17 protein-coding genes are annotated in these 17,389 nt (G+C 39.3%); 9 read left to right on the top strand and 8 right to left on the bottom strand.

The features are described 5' to 3' along the window. Positions 1-105: 105 nt before the first annotated feature. Both V7L12_RS03490 and V7L12_RS03485 read left to right on the top strand, forming a co-directional pair. Positions 106-1,164, top strand: a complete 1,059-nt coding sequence (locus V7L12_RS03490; RefSeq protein WP_335082166.1) for an aspartate carbamoyltransferase catalytic subunit — start codon at positions 106-108, stop codon at positions 1,162-1,164. A gap of 172 nt (positions 1,165-1,336) precedes the next feature. Further along, positions 1,337-1,777, top strand: coding sequence for a pentapeptide repeat-containing protein (locus V7L12_RS03485; RefSeq protein ID WP_104907237.1), 441 nt, complete (start codon positions 1,337-1,339; stop codon positions 1,775-1,777). Positions 1,778-1,842: 65 nt separating this feature from the next. On the opposite strand, the gene V7L12_RS03480 is transcribed toward V7L12_RS03485, so the two are convergent. From V7L12_RS03480 to V7L12_RS03450, 7 genes are all read right to left on the bottom strand, one after another. After that, positions 1,843-3,183 carry a TldD/PmbA family protein gene (locus tag V7L12_RS03480; RefSeq protein ID WP_335082164.1) on the bottom strand — a complete coding sequence of 447 codons (1,341 nt, stop codon included), beginning with the start codon at positions 3,181-3,183 and terminating at the stop codon, positions 1,843-1,845. Between the two features lie 143 nt (positions 3,184-3,326). Then, positions 3,327-4,799 carry a TldD/PmbA family protein gene (locus V7L12_RS03475; protein WP_335082162.1) on the bottom strand — a complete coding sequence of 491 codons (1,473 nt, stop codon included), beginning with the start codon at positions 4,797-4,799 and terminating at the stop codon, positions 3,327-3,329. 311 nt (positions 4,800-5,110) lie between these two features. Continuing rightward, positions 5,111-5,935 (bottom strand): glycosyltransferase family 2 protein, encoded by an 825-nt coding sequence (locus V7L12_RS03470; protein WP_335082160.1) that lies wholly within the window; start codon positions 5,933-5,935, stop codon positions 5,111-5,113. Between the two features lie 45 nt (positions 5,936-5,980). Continuing rightward, on the bottom strand, positions 5,981-7,285 hold the full coding sequence (locus V7L12_RS03465; RefSeq protein ID WP_335082158.1) for an NAD(P)/FAD-dependent oxidoreductase: 1,305 nt from the start codon (positions 7,283-7,285) through the stop codon (positions 5,981-5,983). Between the two features lie 90 nt (positions 7,286-7,375). Further along, positions 7,376-7,732, bottom strand: a complete 357-nt coding sequence (locus tag V7L12_RS03460) for an EamA family transporter (protein ID WP_335082156.1) — start codon at positions 7,730-7,732, stop codon at positions 7,376-7,378. A 21-nt stretch (positions 7,733-7,753) separates the two neighbouring features. Further along, a complete protein-coding gene (locus tag V7L12_RS03455) occupies positions 7,754-8,134 on the bottom strand; it encodes an EamA family transporter (RefSeq protein WP_335082154.1) in 381 nt (126 codons plus the stop codon). Between the two features lie 1,835 nt (positions 8,135-9,969). Next, the gene (locus tag V7L12_RS03450) at positions 9,970-10,188 is read right to left on the bottom strand and encodes a hypothetical protein (RefSeq protein WP_334815471.1); all 219 of its coding nucleotides are present in this window, start codon (positions 10,186-10,188) and stop codon (positions 9,970-9,972) included. A gap of 535 nt (positions 10,189-10,723) precedes the next feature. On the opposite strand from V7L12_RS03450, the gene V7L12_RS03445 reads away from it, so the two are divergent. The 4 genes from V7L12_RS03445 (at position 10,724) to V7L12_RS03430 (ending at position 14,299) form a co-directional block, all read left to right on the top strand. After that, positions 10,724-12,883, top strand: coding sequence for a Tex family protein (locus tag V7L12_RS03445; protein ID WP_335082152.1), 2,160 nt, complete (start codon positions 10,724-10,726; stop codon positions 12,881-12,883). 13 nt (positions 12,884-12,896) lie between these two features. Then, positions 12,897-13,238, top strand: a complete 342-nt coding sequence (locus tag V7L12_RS03440; RefSeq protein WP_335082150.1) for a 2Fe-2S iron-sulfur cluster-binding protein — start codon at positions 12,897-12,899, stop codon at positions 13,236-13,238. A gap of 345 nt (positions 13,239-13,583) precedes the next feature. Then, positions 13,584-13,985 carry a phage holin family protein gene (locus V7L12_RS03435; RefSeq protein ID WP_334815477.1) on the top strand — a complete coding sequence of 134 codons (402 nt, stop codon included), beginning with the start codon at positions 13,584-13,586 and terminating at the stop codon, positions 13,983-13,985. A 125-nt stretch (positions 13,986-14,110) separates the two neighbouring features. Beyond that, positions 14,111-14,299, top strand: coding sequence for a YqaE/Pmp3 family membrane protein (locus V7L12_RS03430; RefSeq protein WP_334815479.1), 189 nt, complete (start codon positions 14,111-14,113; stop codon positions 14,297-14,299). A 295-nt stretch (positions 14,300-14,594) separates the two neighbouring features. Here the strand turns inward: V7L12_RS03430 and V7L12_RS03425 are convergent, their stop codons facing one another. After that, complete coding sequence (locus V7L12_RS03425; protein WP_335082148.1) at positions 14,595-15,395, bottom strand: histidine kinase; 801 nt, start codon at positions 15,393-15,395, stop codon at positions 14,595-14,597. A gap of 191 nt (positions 15,396-15,586) precedes the next feature. On the opposite strand from V7L12_RS03425, the gene V7L12_RS03420 reads away from it, so the two are divergent. From V7L12_RS03420 to V7L12_RS03410, 3 genes are all read left to right on the top strand, one after another. Continuing rightward, on the top strand, positions 15,587-15,811 hold the full coding sequence (locus V7L12_RS03420) for a hypothetical protein (RefSeq protein WP_334931092.1): 225 nt from the start codon (positions 15,587-15,589) through the stop codon (positions 15,809-15,811). Between the two features lie 55 nt (positions 15,812-15,866). Further along, positions 15,867-16,202 carry a cytochrome c6 PetJ gene (gene petJ, locus V7L12_RS03415; RefSeq protein ID WP_335082146.1) on the top strand — a complete coding sequence of 112 codons (336 nt, stop codon included), beginning with the start codon at positions 15,867-15,869 and terminating at the stop codon, positions 16,200-16,202. A gap of 136 nt (positions 16,203-16,338) precedes the next feature. Further along, positions 16,339-17,358 carry an aldo/keto reductase gene (locus tag V7L12_RS03410; RefSeq protein ID WP_335082144.1) on the top strand — a complete coding sequence of 340 codons (1,020 nt, stop codon included), beginning with the start codon at positions 16,339-16,341 and terminating at the stop codon, positions 17,356-17,358. The last annotated feature ends 31 nt before the right edge of the window (positions 17,359-17,389 follow it).

The following is a 17,389-nucleotide window of genomic DNA, read 5'->3' as shown; positions in this document are numbered from 1 at the left end:
TAATTTGATATAAGACAGGTGATATCATTTCCTCTGCATCTGTAAATTAAAAAGCTGTAGAGAGGCGATCGCTCGTATCTCTATGCAGGAAACTGATTGCTATTTATGCCTACTACCACGTGGAATCGTCATCACATTGTCTCCCTAGCTGACTTTACTACTACTGAATACGATACAGTTTTGCAAACTGCTGCCTCTTTTCAAGAGGTGCTATCACGACGGACAAAGAAAGTGCCAACTTTGCAGGGACAGGTGGTGGCGAATTTATTTTTTGAATCGTCTACCCGGACTCGCAGCAGTTTTGAACTCGCAGCCAAACGCTTAAGTGCGGATACGCTGAACTTCGCCGCCGCCACATCTTCTATGACTAAGGGAGAAACAATTCTCGACACGGCGAAAACTTATTTGGCTATGGGAACTGATATTATGGTAGTCCGCCATCGAGAGGCAGGAGTACCAAATGCGATCGCGGCTGAAATGGATCGTCTAGGTGTACGAGTTAGCGTCCTCAATGCTGGTGATGGTCAACATGAGCATCCTTCTCAAGCACTGCTAGATTTATTTACCATAACTACTTTAATTGACCCAGATCACCCGCGACTGGAACTTTTAAAGGGGAAAAAGATTGCCATTGTTGGGGATATTCTCCATTCTCGTGTGGCGCGATCGAATATTTGGAGTTTAATTGCCAGTGGTGCCGAAGTGCATCTGGCAGCACCACCAACCCTTTTACCTAAATTCTTTGCTGAGTTTATCTCGGAGGAAGTAGAAGATAGAAATCAGGAGGTCACTGAGCGTAGTCGAAGTGAGTCAGAAGTCAGGAGTTATTCTCCCAATCCCCAACTTTTTTTACATTGGCAGCTAGAACCAGCTTTGCAGAATGCCGATTTTGTCATGACTTTGCGCCTGCAAAAAGAACGGATGACGGCTCATTTGCTGCCAAGTTTGCGAGAATATCATCAACTGTTTGGCATTACACGCACAAAACTGCAACTTTGTAAACCTAATGTCAAAGTTTTGCATCCAGGCCCAGTCAACCGTGGTGTTGAAATTAGTTCTGAATTGATGGATGACCCAGAATTTAGTCTCATTCAATCACAAGTTACCAGCGGTGTCGCTGTTCGGATGGCACTGTTGTATCTATTAGGTAGCGGCAAGGCTTAATATAATTTCAGTTGGAAATTTCCTCCCATCGGACTACCTAAGGGAAGAATACCTAGTCTCATCGAACTTATATATTCTTCCGATCGAATGAGGACAGAATTCTGTAATCTTGGCATACTGGTATCGTAGAAGTTCAGAATTTAATGACTTCTAGAAGTGTCCGAGGTGAATTATGAAACGAATTTTTTTGACGGCAGCAGCCTTACTCAGCACGCTATCCTTAGCTGCTCCCATTCCCGTCAAAGCAGAAAATTCCGCCCCTGTCCGCCGCTTGTTAGAAACTAGAGAATGTTCGGGATGCAATCTAGCAGGAGCTAACCTCAAAGGCGCTCATCTAATCGGTGTTGACTTGAGAAATGCAAATTTAAAAGGAGCTAATCTTGAAGGTGCTAATTTAGAAGGTGCCGATTTAACTGGAGCTAATTTAAAGTCTGCTAATCTCACACAAGCATTTGTTAGCGATACGATGTTAAATAATGCCAATCTTACCAACGTGAATTTGAGTAATTCCCGTTTATATAATAGTGACGTAGATGGCGCTGTTTTAGCTGGTGTTGATTTAAGCGGTGCTGATGTATTTAATACTGCCATTAGCATTGGCGGTGAATACTAATGGTGAGTCATGATTTCCAAGTGATGAGTTAAGAGTTAAACTCTTAACTCTGCACTGACTAAGTTTTATTCGCCGGTAATCGATAGTTCATTAACCCAGATTTTCGGGCAAACTCCACCTGGCGTTAACTCTGGCTCTTTTTCTACATAAATAATTGACTTCAAAAGTTCCAAGAAATCACCAGCAACAGTTGCTGACTCAATACTCGTCCTCACTCCCTTATTAACTAGCCAACCATCAAACGGCAAAGAAAAGGAACCTTGCAAGGATTTGACTCCAGCATGGAGAGCTTGTAAATCATCGATAAAAATCACATTTTCAGCAGTGTCTAAGCTAAACTCTTGCTCAGGAGTTGCTGTTGAAAATACGTGATAAAAATTGGGACTGACGCTGACTTTTGCGCCAATACTAGCATTACCAGTTGGCTGGGCATTTAACCTTTTAGCAGTGCCTGCACTGTGGAGAAAGCTTGTTAAAACACCATTTTCAATTAGTGAAATCTGACGAGTGGGGGTTCCTTCGCCATCAAAGCTTTCCGCACCAACGTTAGCTGGGTGCAGTGCATCATCAAAAACTGAAATCAGAGGAGAAGCAATTTGCTTACCTAAATCATCAGGAGTAGATAGACTTTGATTGTCTAAAATACTTTGGGCATTGAACAAGTTAGAAAAAGCGCCCAACAGACTTAAGAAAGCTTCCGCAGAGAAAACAACTCGATATTTACCAGTTTTGATTTTTTCATAATTCAAGTGACTGATAGTTTTATCGGCGGTTTCTTTGATGCAACCATTAATATCTAGATTATCTAAATTTTGGTTGATTCTAAAAGCGCCCGCACTGCGCGGCTTTTTGCCATCTTCCTCAGTTTTGCTGTACAGATAAACTGATGACAAAGAGTGAGATTCAGTTCTCACTGCGCCGTCGCTATTGAGATAAAATCTGTCAATATCTCTTTGTGACAAACCATTATAAGGTACACCTTTAATTGCTGGATGGGCCGCTAGTAATTCTTTTTCAGCTACCAACAATTTTTCTATAAGTTCAGCAACAGGTGCTTGGGATGTTTTAGCCTGAGGTTTACTTGAAATCGGAGTAGTAGCCTCTGGACTAAAATCAGGAACATTTTCTTTAACACCAAAGAAACTGGCTTCGTAGGCAGTTTTCAATGCTAATTCCAGTCCCTTGGGGTCTACATCTGTGGTGCTGGTGACACCCATTGTATTATCTCCATTCCAGACACGAACAGTAACACCAGAGCGGTTTGAAGCTTTGACTTGTTTTGGCTCACCTTGGTCTACTTGCACGCTAGTGTCATCTACTGTTGAGCCATAAATGTCGAATTTCTTAATGCCAAGCTTATTAGCATTGTCCTTGGCAGAATTTGCAATCTCATTTATATTCGGCATAGTCAATTTTTAGATTTTGGATTTTCTTGCTCCCTGCTTCAGCCTGGGAGTGTAATTAATGTAGGGCTTCTGCTTACTAGATAAAATTAAGTAGCAGAGCCATAAAGAAGAAGTTTCCAGGTAGAACCTGGAAGTTGATGAGATTATCTTCCACCTACGGTAATAGAATCAACCTTGATGTGGGGTTGTCCGACTGTGGTGTAAATACTGCCACTGACTGAGCCACAAAAACCTGGTGCAATTTCCAAATCTTGGGAACACATAGAAATTTTGTTCATAATTTCCTTGGCTTCACCGATGAGAATTGCTCCCTTTAGTGGTTTGGTGATTTTGCCATTTTCAATCAAATAAGCTTCATCAACACTAAAGTTAAATTGACCTGTAGCACCAACGCTACCACCACCCATCTTTTTACAGTAAATACCTTTATCAACGGAGGCAAATAATTCATCATTGCTATATTCGCCAGAATCAATATAAGTATTACGCATCCGGCTAGCAGCGGCATAGGTATAATTTTGGCGGCGTCCACTTCCAGTTCTGGGGTGTCCGGTGCGTGCAGAACCTGTTCTATCTGCTAAGAAGTTTTTCAGAACGCCTTTTTCAATTAAGAGGGTTCTTTGAGCAGGCATACCTTCGTCATCCATGTCAATAGTCCCGAAGGCATTTTCAGAACGCCCTTCATCCCAGGCTGTCAAACTTTCGTGGGCAATTTTTTCGCCTTTTTTGTCAGCAAAGGGAGTGGTATTGCGTTCAATTTGAGTGGTTTCTAGCAGATGTCCGCAAGCTTCGTGAAAGATTACGCCGCCAAAGTGATTGGCCATAATGATGGGATAAGTACCCGACTCCACGTAATCTGCGTAGAGCATTTTTCCAGCCGATTCTGCTATTTTCTCGGCGGCTTGTTGAGAATCCCAAGTTCTCAAGAAGTTGGCATCGCTAGTATTACCCGCGCGATCGCCAATTGAGGTACGATTAGCACCATCAGCACACAACAGGTTAAATCCTACTGACTGGGTAAGGCGAATATCACGCGCAAAAGTCCCGTCACTAGCGGCGATTAAAACTTCTTGCCAATCCCGGAAATAGGTAGCACGGCGCGATTGGACGTGGCTAGCTTTTTGCTTCAGGTGGGCAGTACCATCTAGGAGGATTTCTCCCATTTCTCGGATGGAGCTACACATCGGTAGCCATGCATCTTTACCTCTTTTGGTGGCGTAATCTCTGAGTAATTCCAGGTTGATTTCTGGGATGAAAGCCTTAGCTGTGGGTAGTTGTAATCCCAAGATAGAAAGACCTTTTTCTAAGGCTGCTTTCAAACCAGAAAACGAAAGGTCATTGGTGCTAACGTAGCAGTCAGCTTTGCCGCGAAATACCCTGACTCCCGCGCCTGTAGACAGACTGGGTGAAATACTTGTGATAGCGTCGTCTTCTGCAAGAGAACTAATATAGTTGCGACGCTCTAAAAATAATTCGATGAAGTCAGCACCAGCGGCGCGTCCTAGTCCCAGAAGGGTAGCCAGGGGGGCTTCCCAGGTTTCATCGAAACGCTCTGGTGTGGAGGAATATTGGAGAGTGGGAAGTTGATTCGAGAGAAGTAGCGTACTTGTAAGCATGGGTAGCCTCGTCTGCTGGCGTAGTTCAGAGATTTGACTGAAAAATCCTGGTTTGTTCAGTCTAACAAATGAGCAAAAGCCACAGTTGCTAGAAAAACGTGTGGATTTCCCTCCCCTTTAACAACGCCTTGGCAAATCCGCCCACAGACTAGAAATTTGGAGCTATTTGACGAAGAATTCAGAAGTCAGAATACAAAAGCGGAGCAAGGAAAGCTCCGCTGAGAGTGAAGATGTAAAATAAAATACACTTGTGCTTATGTATTTACCTGGCACTCTTCTCAACCAAAGAATCCAGACTTTTCTTCTCAGGTTTATTTACGATTTGCCATTTTAAGTGGAATTCTGACTGTCTCTTGCTGTTTTAAAGTCTGACCTAAATTGGAATTTGGCTCTGTTGATGCTAGATTCTTAAACAAGAGCTTCAGTGTTCGAGTAATAGTTTTAAGAATTTTCATTTTGCTAGCACTCGGCTTTTGATCGTATCTCAAAACCATTGGAATTTCTACGATTTTTGGTTTGAGGGCTTTGGCTTTCAGCAGTAAATCTATCATACAAGCAAATCCACTTTCAGTGAATAGATTGTCCCCATAATACATATCCAGTTTACTGAGGAAAGTACGGTTATACAGTCTGTAACCACAAGTGTAGTCTTTTACGCCTGGTACACGGGCTACAATCCTGAAAAGCCAGCTGGCTCCGTAACTCATCAGCTCTCTAAATTTTGATAAGCCTATGACTTTAGAACCTTTTCGATATCTAGACGCGATCGCAATATCATAGCTACCAGCTATCATAGTGTCATACATTTTTATTAACAGTTCTGGTGGTTGAGTATTGTCGCAATCCATCGCCGCTAAAAAATCACCTTCTTTGGAAATTTCTAAGAAAGTCGTAAAACCTGTTTTAATTGCTTGACCTAAACCAGCATTTTTGGGATGTTGGACTAATTTCAGTAATATACCCAGTGATTGAGATTCTTCTAAAGCAGTCTGAGCAGTTTTATCACTACTGCCATCATCGACAAGAATCAGTTCTATCTCTATATTAAAGATTTGCTGCAATGTTTGAAACTTTTTGAACAAGGGTCGAATTGATTCTTGCTCGTTATATGCGGGTAAAAGTACAAAAAGACTCATAAAGACCTCGTGTGATTTTTAAAATAAAATGTGATTACTCAAATTTCAAGAATTCAATAATGCTGATTTTTTGATAAATTCATCGACTTGTCGAACTACTGCGTTGTTGTTGACGCTATCATTGACCAACTGTGAGGTATTGACAACGAAAAAATCATCGTTTTCAGTACTCACTTTTGGAACAAGGCTGGAATAATTTAAAACTTGTAGTGGCTGTACTTTAATCGCTCGATTAATATGTGCTGCCACAATGTCATCTGCTTTGAGTTCGGGGAACATTAAACGTATACCTTGAAAAAATATTGGGCGTAATTCGTCATCTGGTTGTTTTAACAACGGGTCAGTGGAAAGTATATATTTTGGTAGGAATGTAATGTGATACCCTGCTGTCTCTTGTAAAGAAACTAAATTACTCATACCAATAACTCCGGTAAAAGGAATATTTTTATCGGCAATATTTACTACGTAATAAGGAACTAGAGGTTTACGAGTAATCAGTACCATGCAAATTACACCCAGGTATTCTACTGTTTCACCAGTGCTTGAAACTTTCACTAGTTCCTTGGCAGCAACCTGTTGCAAGATATTAACTGGGCCAGTAAAGATGACTTTATCAAAATGCTCTTTTTTACCCTGATATTCTACCCACATTCCACCCCCTAGATGAGGTGCGATATATTCAACTGCAACACCTTTGTGGATATGACCTCCAGCCACGTAAATTAATTTTTCTATATGGTCAAAAACAGTTTTATAACCACCAGAGACATAACCAAGTTGTTCTTTATTTAATGAAGAATCGCGCGCTGAAAATAGTCGTTTGATATAAGCCCAGATAAAAACTGCTGATATTCGCTTATAGTTTTCTCCTAATTTAGATAAAAGCAAAGGTTTCCAGAGCTTTTCGTATGTGTTTTTCCCACCGAGTTTCAATAGCCAATCTTCAACTAAAATCTTCTCTAAGCGCCGCCAGTTGTTAAGGCGTGAACCATATAAGAGAGTAAAAGCTAATCTGATTTTACCGATAAGTCCAAATAAAGGAAAACGCAGGAATTCTATAGTGTTACTAATAGAATAAAACTTTTTATTGTCATAAAAGCCTGTTAAACTTTGATGCCAACGCAGTTTATCTCCAAGACCAATATCTCTGATAAAATTTATTAAGTGAGTATCAGAAGGTAGGATAACGTGATAAAAGCGATCCCAGGTAAATAATCCGTAATCATGATAGGTAGTAAGTCCACCAAGCTGCTTGTTACTATCAAAGACAGTGACTTTATGTCCTTGGTGTGAAAGACGTTGAGCTAATACTAGCCCAGTTATGCCTCCGCCAACGATGCCTATGTTCATAAATTAAATTTAGATTTTGTGAAAATGTTTTAGAGGATGATGTTCAGAAACTGTTAATATTAATAATCTGATTATTTGCCTATTAAGCTATTAATGTACAACTAAAATTACGCCAGTTATAATAACGGAAATTCCTAACCACTGGCTAAACATAACCTCTTCTTTTAAAAGATAGTGAGAAGCAATTGGTACAAATGCATACATTAATCCTAAAACTGGAAACGCTTGACTTAAAGGAATTGTCTGCAATACATAAAGCCACAATATAGTCATAAATGTATAGCAGATAAACCAAATCAAAAAATAACGAGATAATAAGAGATTTTTGATAGATCCGCTTTCTCCTTTATTAGAGTTAGAAATGTAAAGTCCATACTTGAGTGAAAGTTGAGCTGTTGTTCCAAACAAAACGACAAGCATTAAATTTAGCCAAGTAAAAATACTCATTTTTAATTTTTAAGTAATTAATTATCTAAATTTGAACTTTTTTAGGGGATTAACTACTAAAAGAACACCCAAAAAGATAGTGATTACTCCTACTATTCGAGTTAATGTAATCACTTCATTAAAAAAATAGTATGAACCGAAAAGTATCCCAACATAGTTTAAACTAGTCAGGGGATAAGCAATACTCAATTTTACAGATCGCAGAGCCAATATCCAATTTACTATTCCTAAACAGTAGACAGTAATAGCTAATGATAATTTCTGAAAAAACTCCCCAGTAAATACTCCCTCATGTGTATGAATCATGGCATTTTTCATCAGCAATTGTCCACAGATACTAAATAAAATACTTACAAATAAAATAATATAAGGGATTATTTTAAAGTTTGAACTTTGGGACATAGATTTCATCGTACTTTGCCTTAATCAAGATAGTAGGTATGAACCGATTAGTAAAAAGCCAGTTGTTTTGAACGTTTCATATCTTGGCAAAAACTTCTCTACAATTCGATCTCCACTTCAGTAAATAGATAACAAAATTAGGAAGACTATGTTGAAGTGACTGATATCAAAATTGATCGTTGAAGCTCATACCCTAGAGTTAAAAACTAAATACTATGTAATATTCCACGATGGTTGCTCTATCATGGCAGCGTTCGATATGATTCGGAGTAAAGCACGCTTAATTTTTTACTGGATTATACTCCCAAGCAAACCAGTTTATTGCTTGACAATTGGCACAATCAATTTACAGTTTCCCCAACTGTGAATTACAGATATTTTCTGTGCTACCCAGGTTTGCTCCAACACTATTTTTAGCGCGATCGCGATAATCTAGTAGTAGATGCAGACATAGGGAAGGTTGAGAACTTTGTCACAAATTCTCTCTACATACACAAAGTTTGCAGTGTGCGTAGGTGTAGCCCATCATAGACATCGCTGATGCTGAACTCTGATTCCACCCACATATTCAACAGATGCACCTAAATCAAAATGGATTGCTAGAATTTTTGATTAACCGATTCATTAACTTTCATCAGTTGTATCCTGCTGTAGAAATCTTTTGAAGATACTATTGATCTTCTCAAGCTATCAAACCTAGCTGGATTGATAAATATTCTCTATTTGCTCCAGGAAAGTTGATCAATGTACTGACATATCATAAAATTTCTCCCAGCTCAGAGACATATCTGTAATCTCAGCTGGCAATTAAGCCGATTTATAAAAGTAAAGGTTTTTACTCAAATTGAGTATGTATACGTGCTCTTTTTGGGCAGGGGAACACAATAAGTAATACAAGTCTGATTGGCTGCGTAAATCATAGATAGGAGATAAATCAATCTACAGTAATACGCTTTACAGGTTTATGGGGAATTTTACTGAATGTCCAAATGGAGCCTTTTAACAAAACAACTAATTCAAACTAGCATTGGCTAATCAACTTAAAGTTGACGTTGCTTGCATTGAATTTGAGATACTTCTACACCATTTAGTTTTAGGTTTGCTTGATTTTTCCTCGTAATTTTAAATAGGCTTTTTTCTCAAAATTTATTGTTACATGTAACTACTTACTAGAATACCACGAGAAAGGTATGTTGCAAATTTATCGCCATACTTTATCAAAAATTTATCTACTGACAAATACACTTAAACAAAAACTTCATAAAATAAAAATCTTCCTCATATTATGAATTTTTGTCTGGGAAATTTGTACATTTATGAAGTAATTTCTGGTTATTAAACTTGTAAAAGTAAAGAGTTAGTATTAGACTCGATAAATGCAAAGCTAAGAGTTGACCCAATGAAAATTGAAACTTGAACAACACTACTTGCGCTGATAATATCACACAACATTACACTAAATTACAGCCGGAATTTTTGGATAAAAATCGAGAGTTTGAATTGTTTTTTATCTATCCACAAAAATCTTCATCTAAATCCACCTATCTCAGACAGAGTTAGTAGTCCGCCAATTTTCCTTGGCTGGGTAGAGGTTTTTCTATTGTTTGGACTCATTATCCTCACAAAAGTCTGTTGGTAATAATGATTAACCATCCAAACTGAATCTGCCAAGGTGCTAATACTAGACTTAAAATCAAGCTAATAGCTGCAAAATATGCAATTTCATTAGTACTCTTTTTAAACAAGCAGGCAGTAGCTAAAACAGTACATAGTGGTATCAAGAAAAACAACGCTAAGTTTCCTTGGCTGGATAGAGGTTGCTCCAGGTTGTTTTCCTATTGTTTGGACTCATTATCCTGTAAAAGTCTGTTGGTAATGACGAAGACAATGATTAATAATCCAAACTGAATCTGCCAAGGTGCTAATACTAAACTTAAAATCAAGCTAATAGCTGCAAATACACCTGCAAGATATGCAATTTCATCACTACTCTTTTTGAAGAAATAGCCAGTAGCTAAAGCAGTACATAGTGGTATCAAGAAAAACAAAGCCATTTTACTAACCTCTGAACTAAAGGTTGTAGTGTTTTTAAAACGAATTTTTTGGAAGTGGGTTGATCTTACACCCAACAAGGTTTTGGCTACAACAGTCGAGCGAAATAAATATTATAGAAAGTCAAGATTATGCAACGTTATATATTAAGCCAATTGGAATAATTATTGCGACAGATGAAGCGCCTAAAAGCTTGACAACTCTTTTTTTGTGGTGGATGGTGTGCGTAGCAGGCTTTCAAATTAGGTACGAAACGCTACGCGATTTTGCCTAGTGTTTAGGAACAGACAATTTCTGTGGATGATGTTACTTTTGCCGTTCTCCCGACTCAGCCAAGCTGCGCTGTGATAGACAAATTCTCATTCATCTACGCGGATTGAAAGGGTTATAAAACTTGCGTAGGTGTGTTTTGTCTATTTCGCCAATTGCACTCTTGCGATCAATCATCTGGTAAATTAGCTTAAAACTTTGGCCTTGCGCCAGGATAAGGATCTAGCATATTACCTTTAGAAGTAGCATTTTCATTTTAGACACCTAATGCTGAACATTCCTCAATTACTGGCAACTGAAATAAACCTCAAATCCCATCAGGTGCAAAACGCGCTGGAACTTTTGGCGGAGGGTGCAACAATTCCCTTTATTGCACGTTACCGCAAAGAGCGCACTGATGAGATGAATGAAGTGCAACTACGTGAACTGGCTGATCGATATACTTATTTAACAGAACTGGAAGAACGAAAATCGGTGATTTTAAGTGCGATCGCTCAACAAGGTAAACTTACAGATGAACTTAAAGCCAAAATCTCATCCTGCTTACAAAAAACTGAACTTGAGGATTTATATTTACCTTATCGACCAAAGCGCCGCACCCGCGCCACCATCGCCAGAGAAAAAGGACTAGAACCACTAGCAGAGTTCATCAAGTCGTTAAATGTCAAAAATGCTGCAATTGCATCCTTGGAGGAAGCAGCGGCTAAGTATATTTCGGAAACGCAGGGAGTAAAAACAGCAGAAGAGGCGCTCAAAGGTGCTGCTGATATTTTGGCGGAAGAAGTAGCTGAAAAAGCGGAGTTACGCGCATATATCCGCGACTATCTTTTAGAAGAAGGGGTATTCGTCTCCCGCATCAAAGATGATTATCCTGAAGGTACAACCAAATTTGAGATGTACCGTAACTATCAAATTAGGGTAAAAAATATTGCACCACACAATATGTTGGCGTTGTGTCGGGGTGAAACTGAGAAAGTATTAAGCTTTGAAATTGCTTTTGATGAGGATACGGTACTTTACTATCTTGAGTCGAAAGAAATCAAAACCAAAGTACGGACAATTCGGGATTTTTATCAGGCGATGCTGAAGGATGCATTCAACCGTTTAATGAAAGTCTCTCTAATGGGTGAGGTCATTTCTGAGAATAAAGTTTATGCAGATATAGAATCAATTAAGACATTTGAAACTAATCTGCGGGAGTTGCTGCTGTCTGCACCTGCAGGAATGAAACCAACCCTAGCGATAGACCCTGGATTTAGAACTGGGTGTAAGGTTGCTGTCCTCGACCAAACTGGACAATTTTTGGAATACCAAGCGGTATTTCCCCACCAAGCGGCTGAACAACGACTCAAAGCAGCACAAACTGTCAAAAATCTAATTGAAAAGTACAAGATTGAGTTAATCGCCATTGGTAACGGTACAGCCTCCCGCGAGACAGAGGAATTTGTCACGCAAGTATTGCAAAATATAGAACGCAAACCAGTTAAGGTGATGGTGAATGAATCTGGCGCATCTATATATTCCGCAAGTAATGTGGCGCTAGAAGAGTTTCCCGATTTAGATATTACCGTGCGTGGTGCCATTAGCATCGGTCGCCGTTTGCAAGACCCTTTGGCGGAACTGGTGAAAATCGATCCCAAATCGATTGGTGTGGGACAATATCAGCACGATGTCGATCAGAAGTTGTTGAAAAAGAAATTGGATGACACTGTAGAAAGCTGCGTCAACTACGTCGGCGTAGACTTAAACACCGCTTCCAAAGAACTTTTGACATCCGTCTCTGGGATTACGGCAACAGTAGCCAATAATATTGTCGCCCATCGCAACCAGCATGGAGCCTTTAAAAATCGCCGACAACTGTTGAAAATTCCGAAGTTGGGGCCAAAAGCTTTTGAACAAGCAGCGGGTTTTCTGCGGATTCGCGGCGGTGATAACCCTTTGGATAATACAGCAGTGCATCCAGAGAGTTATTCTGTAGTAGAAGCGATCGCATCCGATCTAAATGTGCCATTAAATCAGGTAACACAAATTGCCGAAAAACTCAAAAAGACCAACCTGAAGAAATACGTTACCGATAGCGTCGGCGAACCCACACTGCGCGACATTCTCAGCGAACTCGAAAAACCAGGTAGAGATCCTCGTGCTGAGTTTAAGTATGCCACCTTCAGAGAAGGAATTAAAGAAATCAGGGACTTAAATGTGGGAATGGAACTAGAGGGAATTGTGACTAACGTCGCCAACTTCGGTGCTTTTGTCGATATCGGCGTACATCAAGATGGCTTGGTGCATATATCCCAACTTGCTGATAGATTTGTAGACGATCCCAACAAAGTAGTCAAAGTTGGACAAGTAGTCAAAGTGCAGGTGTTAGAAATCAACGAGAAACTCAAGCGGATTAGTTTATCGATGAAAGCAGTTAAACAATAATTAGAAACAGCAGATGGTAGTTTATCAAGTTCGATTTATCAATCCTACACTTGGATTAGATCGCACCATTCCAGTACCAGACGAGCAATATATTCTGGATATGGCGGAGGAAGCTGGTATCCGCCTACCATCTGGGTGTAAACAAGGCGAATGTTCTGCGTGTATTGCTAAACTTATTAGTGGTGAAGTCGATCAAAGCGAGCAAAAATTTCTGCGTCCAAATGAAATACAGGCTGGTTATGTTGTTACTTGTGTAACTTATCCTTTGTCTGATTGCACTTTAGAAACCCATCAAGAACAAGTCTTATATAAATCAGCCCTTTACTATAAGCCTGAGTCGGGACAATCTGAGTGATTTTTGCCTTGGGACATTAAATTAATCTTAAATTTATAGGGTGCGTTAAATTTGTTTAACGTGCCCTTAAAAACATTGCAATACCTTAGAAATCTCCAGAAATTAATATGCGTTATCCACAACCCTTGTAGAGACGTAGCAGTGCTATGTCTTTACTCCTATGTCTAATGTATAGGTATACGGCTATGCACCCATAAAAAGTATTTATAACTGCTATATTTTTCTCAACGATAGACCTAATGGTAGAAAGAAATTCTATCTTGCAAGGGAGGTGAAATCCTAGCAGATAGTTAAAGATGATATAAGAAGTCGCAAAAAAAATCTCTAGTTATTAGGTAATAAACAATGTTGACTCCATTTTTAACCGCGCTAGCTACAGCTTTGAGTCTGTTGATTGTTGATATAGTTGTTCCAGGCGTTAATATTGCTAATTTCCCCGCAGCTTTGATTGCCGCTTTAATAATTGGTCTAATTAACGGTTCAGTTAAACCAGTTCTGTCTGCTCTTTCCCTACCACTTAACTTTCTCTCATTTGGAGCATTTTCGCTCGTTGTCAACGGTTTGTGTTTTTGGTTAGCAGCAGTGCTAGTTCCTGGGTTCGCAGTTCGCGGAATTATTGGTTTCCTGCTTGGTCCAGTAATTTTAACCTTTGCTAACACCTTTATTAACAACTACTTTGTTGAAAGAAACCTTTTAACTAGCAGTGGTGATGTAAATAATAAAGCTGAATTACCTTCTTCTAGATAAGTTAGAAGGAGTAGAAACGCCAGTTAAATAACGTTTCTCACCTACATAAAATCTCCGAAGATGGATTTCCTCATTCGGCATCTTCAAATGAATGTAATTAAACAAAATCACAAAATTGTAACATCATGAAATTAGTTCGTTTTCTTCTAGGTTTGTTAGTTCCTCCTTTAGGCGTTTTTTTGACAGTTGGAGTTGGCCCCACTCTGTTTATTAATATTTTGCTCACAGTTTTAGGTTGGCTTCCCGGTAGTATTCATGCAATTTGGGTTATAGCCAAGCATGACGAACAACTTAATAGAGAAGGACGTATTTAATAATACGCAAAACGGATTTTGTAAATAGGTGATTATTATGCAACAATTACCTATTTACTATTTTTCATAATTAGAATGTAATGCTACAGCCCTCATCCCCCAATCTCTTCTCCCCAAATTGGGAGAAGGGGAGCTAATTTCAAAGTTTTCAAAGTCCCTCTCCCCATCTGGGGAGAGGGATTTAGGGTGAGGGCTTTTGATTCTTACTAAAAGTCTAATGAAAACTGCTATTTCAACAAAATAGGGTGAGAATTTCCCACCCTACTTTTATAAGTCAATTAAACGTTAAAACAGTCTATTTATGAATAGTCTCCCGCTCTTTATCAGCAGGTTGCTTATCTTTGAACAAGTCAGCCGCCGTTAAGAGTAACTGCCTCAACGTTTGTTTGATTTGGCGCTCTTTTCTTGCTAAAGATGTACCAGCTTCACCTAATTGCTCTTCTAGTTGCGATCGCTTCTGTTCTACCTGTACAGCCATAGATTCTGCTTGGGGACGAGCTTTATCATACCAGTGTTTAGCCTCGTCTAGATAATCTTTAACTTCCATATTACGTCCGCCGTAGCGTGCAGCCATATTAGCTCGGACAATGGCTAGCTGTGCTTGCAGTTGCGCGTAACGCTTCTTTAACAATCCTACTTCTTCACTATCTTTAATAGCATTGACAGCAGAATCAATTGCAGTTTTGGTACTCGCAGGTTTTTCCTTAGCTGTCTCTTCAATCTCTGCCAAAATTACATCAACCTCTTGCTGGAGTTGTTCTTCTTCACCATCTAGTTGAGCCTGTAGCCGCTTGATATCTGTCTGAGTTTTAGCAATACTTTCGTGTCTTTGACTATTAATTCCTTCCAGCGCTCCTTCAATGGAAGCTGCCACTTCATCTTTGAGTTCGCTACCTTTTTCTTGGAAGTTTTCAACTACAGCAGATACTGCATCTTTCACAATGCTACGAACTTCACTAGAACCTTGTTTAAATTCAGAAGCTACTTGAGAAACTGCGGATTTTACTATTTCTCGAACCCGCTCAGTTCTTAATTGCCCAGTTTCTTTTGCTTGTTGCAGGTCGGCTTGAATTTGTTGTTTGATATTGTTAGGCATTTTCAACTCGTAGAATTTAACTAATTGGGATAAAATTTTCTAGAAATGTTCCTACATGCATATTATGGCGTAGCCTGATTTAGCTAGGCACTTCCTTTAGATATAAAATTATAGCCCCAAAGAGGTGATGTGTAAGATGTTGCCTATTTGTGAGATGATGAATATTTAGTGGTAGTAATTGGGAGTGAAATATGTGGCGAGTAAATATTACTTGTTCGGGTGATGCCTGGAAACTCTATGGTGTTGATTTTAAAGCGATCGCAGAGAAATATCAAGGTGAATTAATTGGTTCCAAAAAAATGCCAGATGGTACCCGCATCATGTCTTATAAAATTGAGGATGTTAGTGATGCAGAAGCTTTTCAAGAAGATTGTGCAAATTTTGCTGGATTTACAACTGACTTTGAATCCCTCTAGTATTGGTTCTGAGACTTATGCCTGCAATTAGTATGTCCACTTCTGGAGAAGTTAATTGAAAAAACTACTTAAACTAGTATTAGTAACATTTGTGTTATTAATCAGTACTTTTACTTTCCCTGTTAGTGCAGCAGATACAGTTAACGGTGAACAAATATTTAGCGTTCATTGTGCTGGTTGTCATATCAATGGTAGCAACATCATCAGGCGAGGTAAAAATCTCAAAAAGCCAGCCCTGAAAAAGTATGGCATGGATTCAATAGAGGCAGTTACATCTATAGTTACCAATGGTAAAAATAATATGTCAGCTTACAAAAAGCGTCTCAGTGAACAGCAAATTCAAGACGTTGCTGCTTACGTTCTCGAACAAGCTGAAAACGGCTGGCATTAAAAAGTTAGGAGTTGGGAGAGACGCGATTAATCGCGTCTGTACGTTAGAAGTTAGGAATTAGGAATTATCAGTTATGATTTATCTATTAGTAATTCTTAAGTCTTCCCATTCCTAACTTTTCACTCATAAATGGAAAATGAACTTACCCGCAGCTAGTCGTCTCCAATTTACTCCCGATTTGAACATCTGCCGCATATTAAATGGGATGTGGCAAGTCTCTGGCGGACATGGACAGATCAATCCCCAAGTCGCTATTGAGACTATGTTCAAATATGTAGATGCAGGCTTTACCACTTGGGATTTAGCAGATCATTATGGCCCCGCAGAAGATTTTATTGGTGAGTTTCGCTGTGAACTAATTGATACTCGTGGGAAAGATGCTTTATCTCAGGTGCAAGCTTTTACAAAATGGGTACCTCGTCCAGGCAAAATGACTAAAAAACTCGTCGAGGAAAATATTGATATTTCCTTGAGAAGGATGAATGTACAATCGTTAGATTTGATGCAATTCCACTGGTGGGAATATCAGGATAAAAATTACCTGGATGCTCTCAAATATATGGCAGAACTTCAGACTGAGGGTAAAATTAAGCATCTAGGTTTAACTAATTTTGACACGGAAAACTTGAAGATTATTACTGAAGCAGGCATCAAAATTGTTTCTAACCAAGTGCAATTTTCCCTTATTGACCGCCGTCCTGAAGTTAATATGGTGGAGTTTTGTCAACAGCATGACATAAAGCTTTTCACTTACGGTACGCTGTGCGGCGGTTTGTTATCAGAAAACTATTTGGGGAAACCAGAACCGCGAGGATTTGATCTCTCCACTGCTAGTTTGAAAAAATATAAAAATATGATCGATGCTTGGGGTGGTTGGCAATTATTTCAAGAGTTGCTGGCTATCCTGAAGGAAATTGCTAATAAGCATGGCGTAAGCATTTCTAACGTGGCAGTGCGTTACATTTTAGATCGGCCAACTGTGGGTGGTGTGATAGTTGGTGCCAGACTTGGAGTATCTGAACATATAGAAGATAACGCCAAAGTATTTAGTTTTAGTTTAGATGAAGACGATCGCGATCGCATCAATGCAGTATCTCGCCAATCGCGCGATTTGTACCAACTCATCGGCGATTGCGGCGACGAATATCGGCGATAATTTCGGGAAAAAGGTGATAATTTTCATTTGC

Source organism: Nostoc sp., assembly GCF_036918245.1.
Classification (GTDB): domain Bacteria; phylum Cyanobacteriota; class Cyanobacteriia; order Cyanobacteriales; family Nostocaceae; genus Nostoc.
The sequence above is the reverse complement of the archived record's forward strand: the minus strand, read 5'-3'. Positions and strand labels throughout refer to the sequence as shown.

Excerpts from the sequence above, each read along its gene's own strand:
- V7L12_RS03420 (WP_334931092.1), top strand. The coding sequence starts at position 15,587 with ATGTGGCGAGTAAATATTACTTGTTCGGGTGATGCCTGGAAACTCTAT.
- V7L12_RS03440 (WP_335082150.1), top strand. The coding sequence starts at position 12,897 with ATGGTAGTTTATCAAGTTCGATTTATCAATCCTACACTTGGATTAGAT.
- V7L12_RS03445 (WP_335082152.1), top strand. The coding sequence starts at position 10,724 with ATGCTGAACATTCCTCAATTACTGGCAACTGAAATAAACCTCAAATCC.
- V7L12_RS03430 (WP_334815479.1), top strand. The coding sequence starts at position 14,111 with ATGAAATTAGTTCGTTTTCTTCTAGGTTTGTTAGTTCCTCCTTTAGGC.
- V7L12_RS03490 (WP_335082166.1), top strand. The coding sequence starts at position 106 with ATGCCTACTACCACGTGGAATCGTCATCACATTGTCTCCCTAGCTGAC.
- V7L12_RS03475 (WP_335082162.1), bottom strand. The coding sequence starts at position 4,799 with ATGCTTACAAGTACGCTACTTCTCTCGAATCAACTTCCCACTCTCCAA.
- V7L12_RS03460 (WP_335082156.1), bottom strand. The coding sequence starts at position 7,732 with ATGAGTATTTTTACTTGGCTAAATTTAATGCTTGTCGTTTTGTTTGGA.
- V7L12_RS03410 (WP_335082144.1), top strand. The coding sequence starts at position 16,339 with ATGAACTTACCCGCAGCTAGTCGTCTCCAATTTACTCCCGATTTGAAC.
- V7L12_RS03480 (WP_335082164.1), bottom strand. The coding sequence starts at position 3,183 with ATGCCGAATATAAATGAGATTGCAAATTCTGCCAAGGACAATGCTAAT.
- V7L12_RS03485 (WP_104907237.1), top strand. The coding sequence starts at position 1,337 with ATGAAACGAATTTTTTTGACGGCAGCAGCCTTACTCAGCACGCTATCC.
- V7L12_RS03465 (WP_335082158.1), bottom strand. The coding sequence starts at position 7,285 with ATGAACATAGGCATCGTTGGCGGAGGCATAACTGGGCTAGTATTAGCT.
- V7L12_RS03425 (WP_335082148.1), bottom strand. The coding sequence starts at position 15,395 with ATGCCTAACAATATCAAACAACAAATTCAAGCCGACCTGCAACAAGCA.
- V7L12_RS03450 (WP_334815471.1), bottom strand. The coding sequence starts at position 10,188 with ATGGCTTTGTTTTTCTTGATACCACTATGTACTGCTTTAGCTACTGGC.
- V7L12_RS03455 (WP_335082154.1), bottom strand. The coding sequence starts at position 8,134 with ATGTCCCAAAGTTCAAACTTTAAAATAATCCCTTATATTATTTTATTT.
- V7L12_RS03435 (WP_334815477.1), top strand. The coding sequence starts at position 13,584 with ATGTTGACTCCATTTTTAACCGCGCTAGCTACAGCTTTGAGTCTGTTG.
- V7L12_RS03470 (WP_335082160.1), bottom strand. The coding sequence starts at position 5,935 with ATGAGTCTTTTTGTACTTTTACCCGCATATAACGAGCAAGAATCAATT.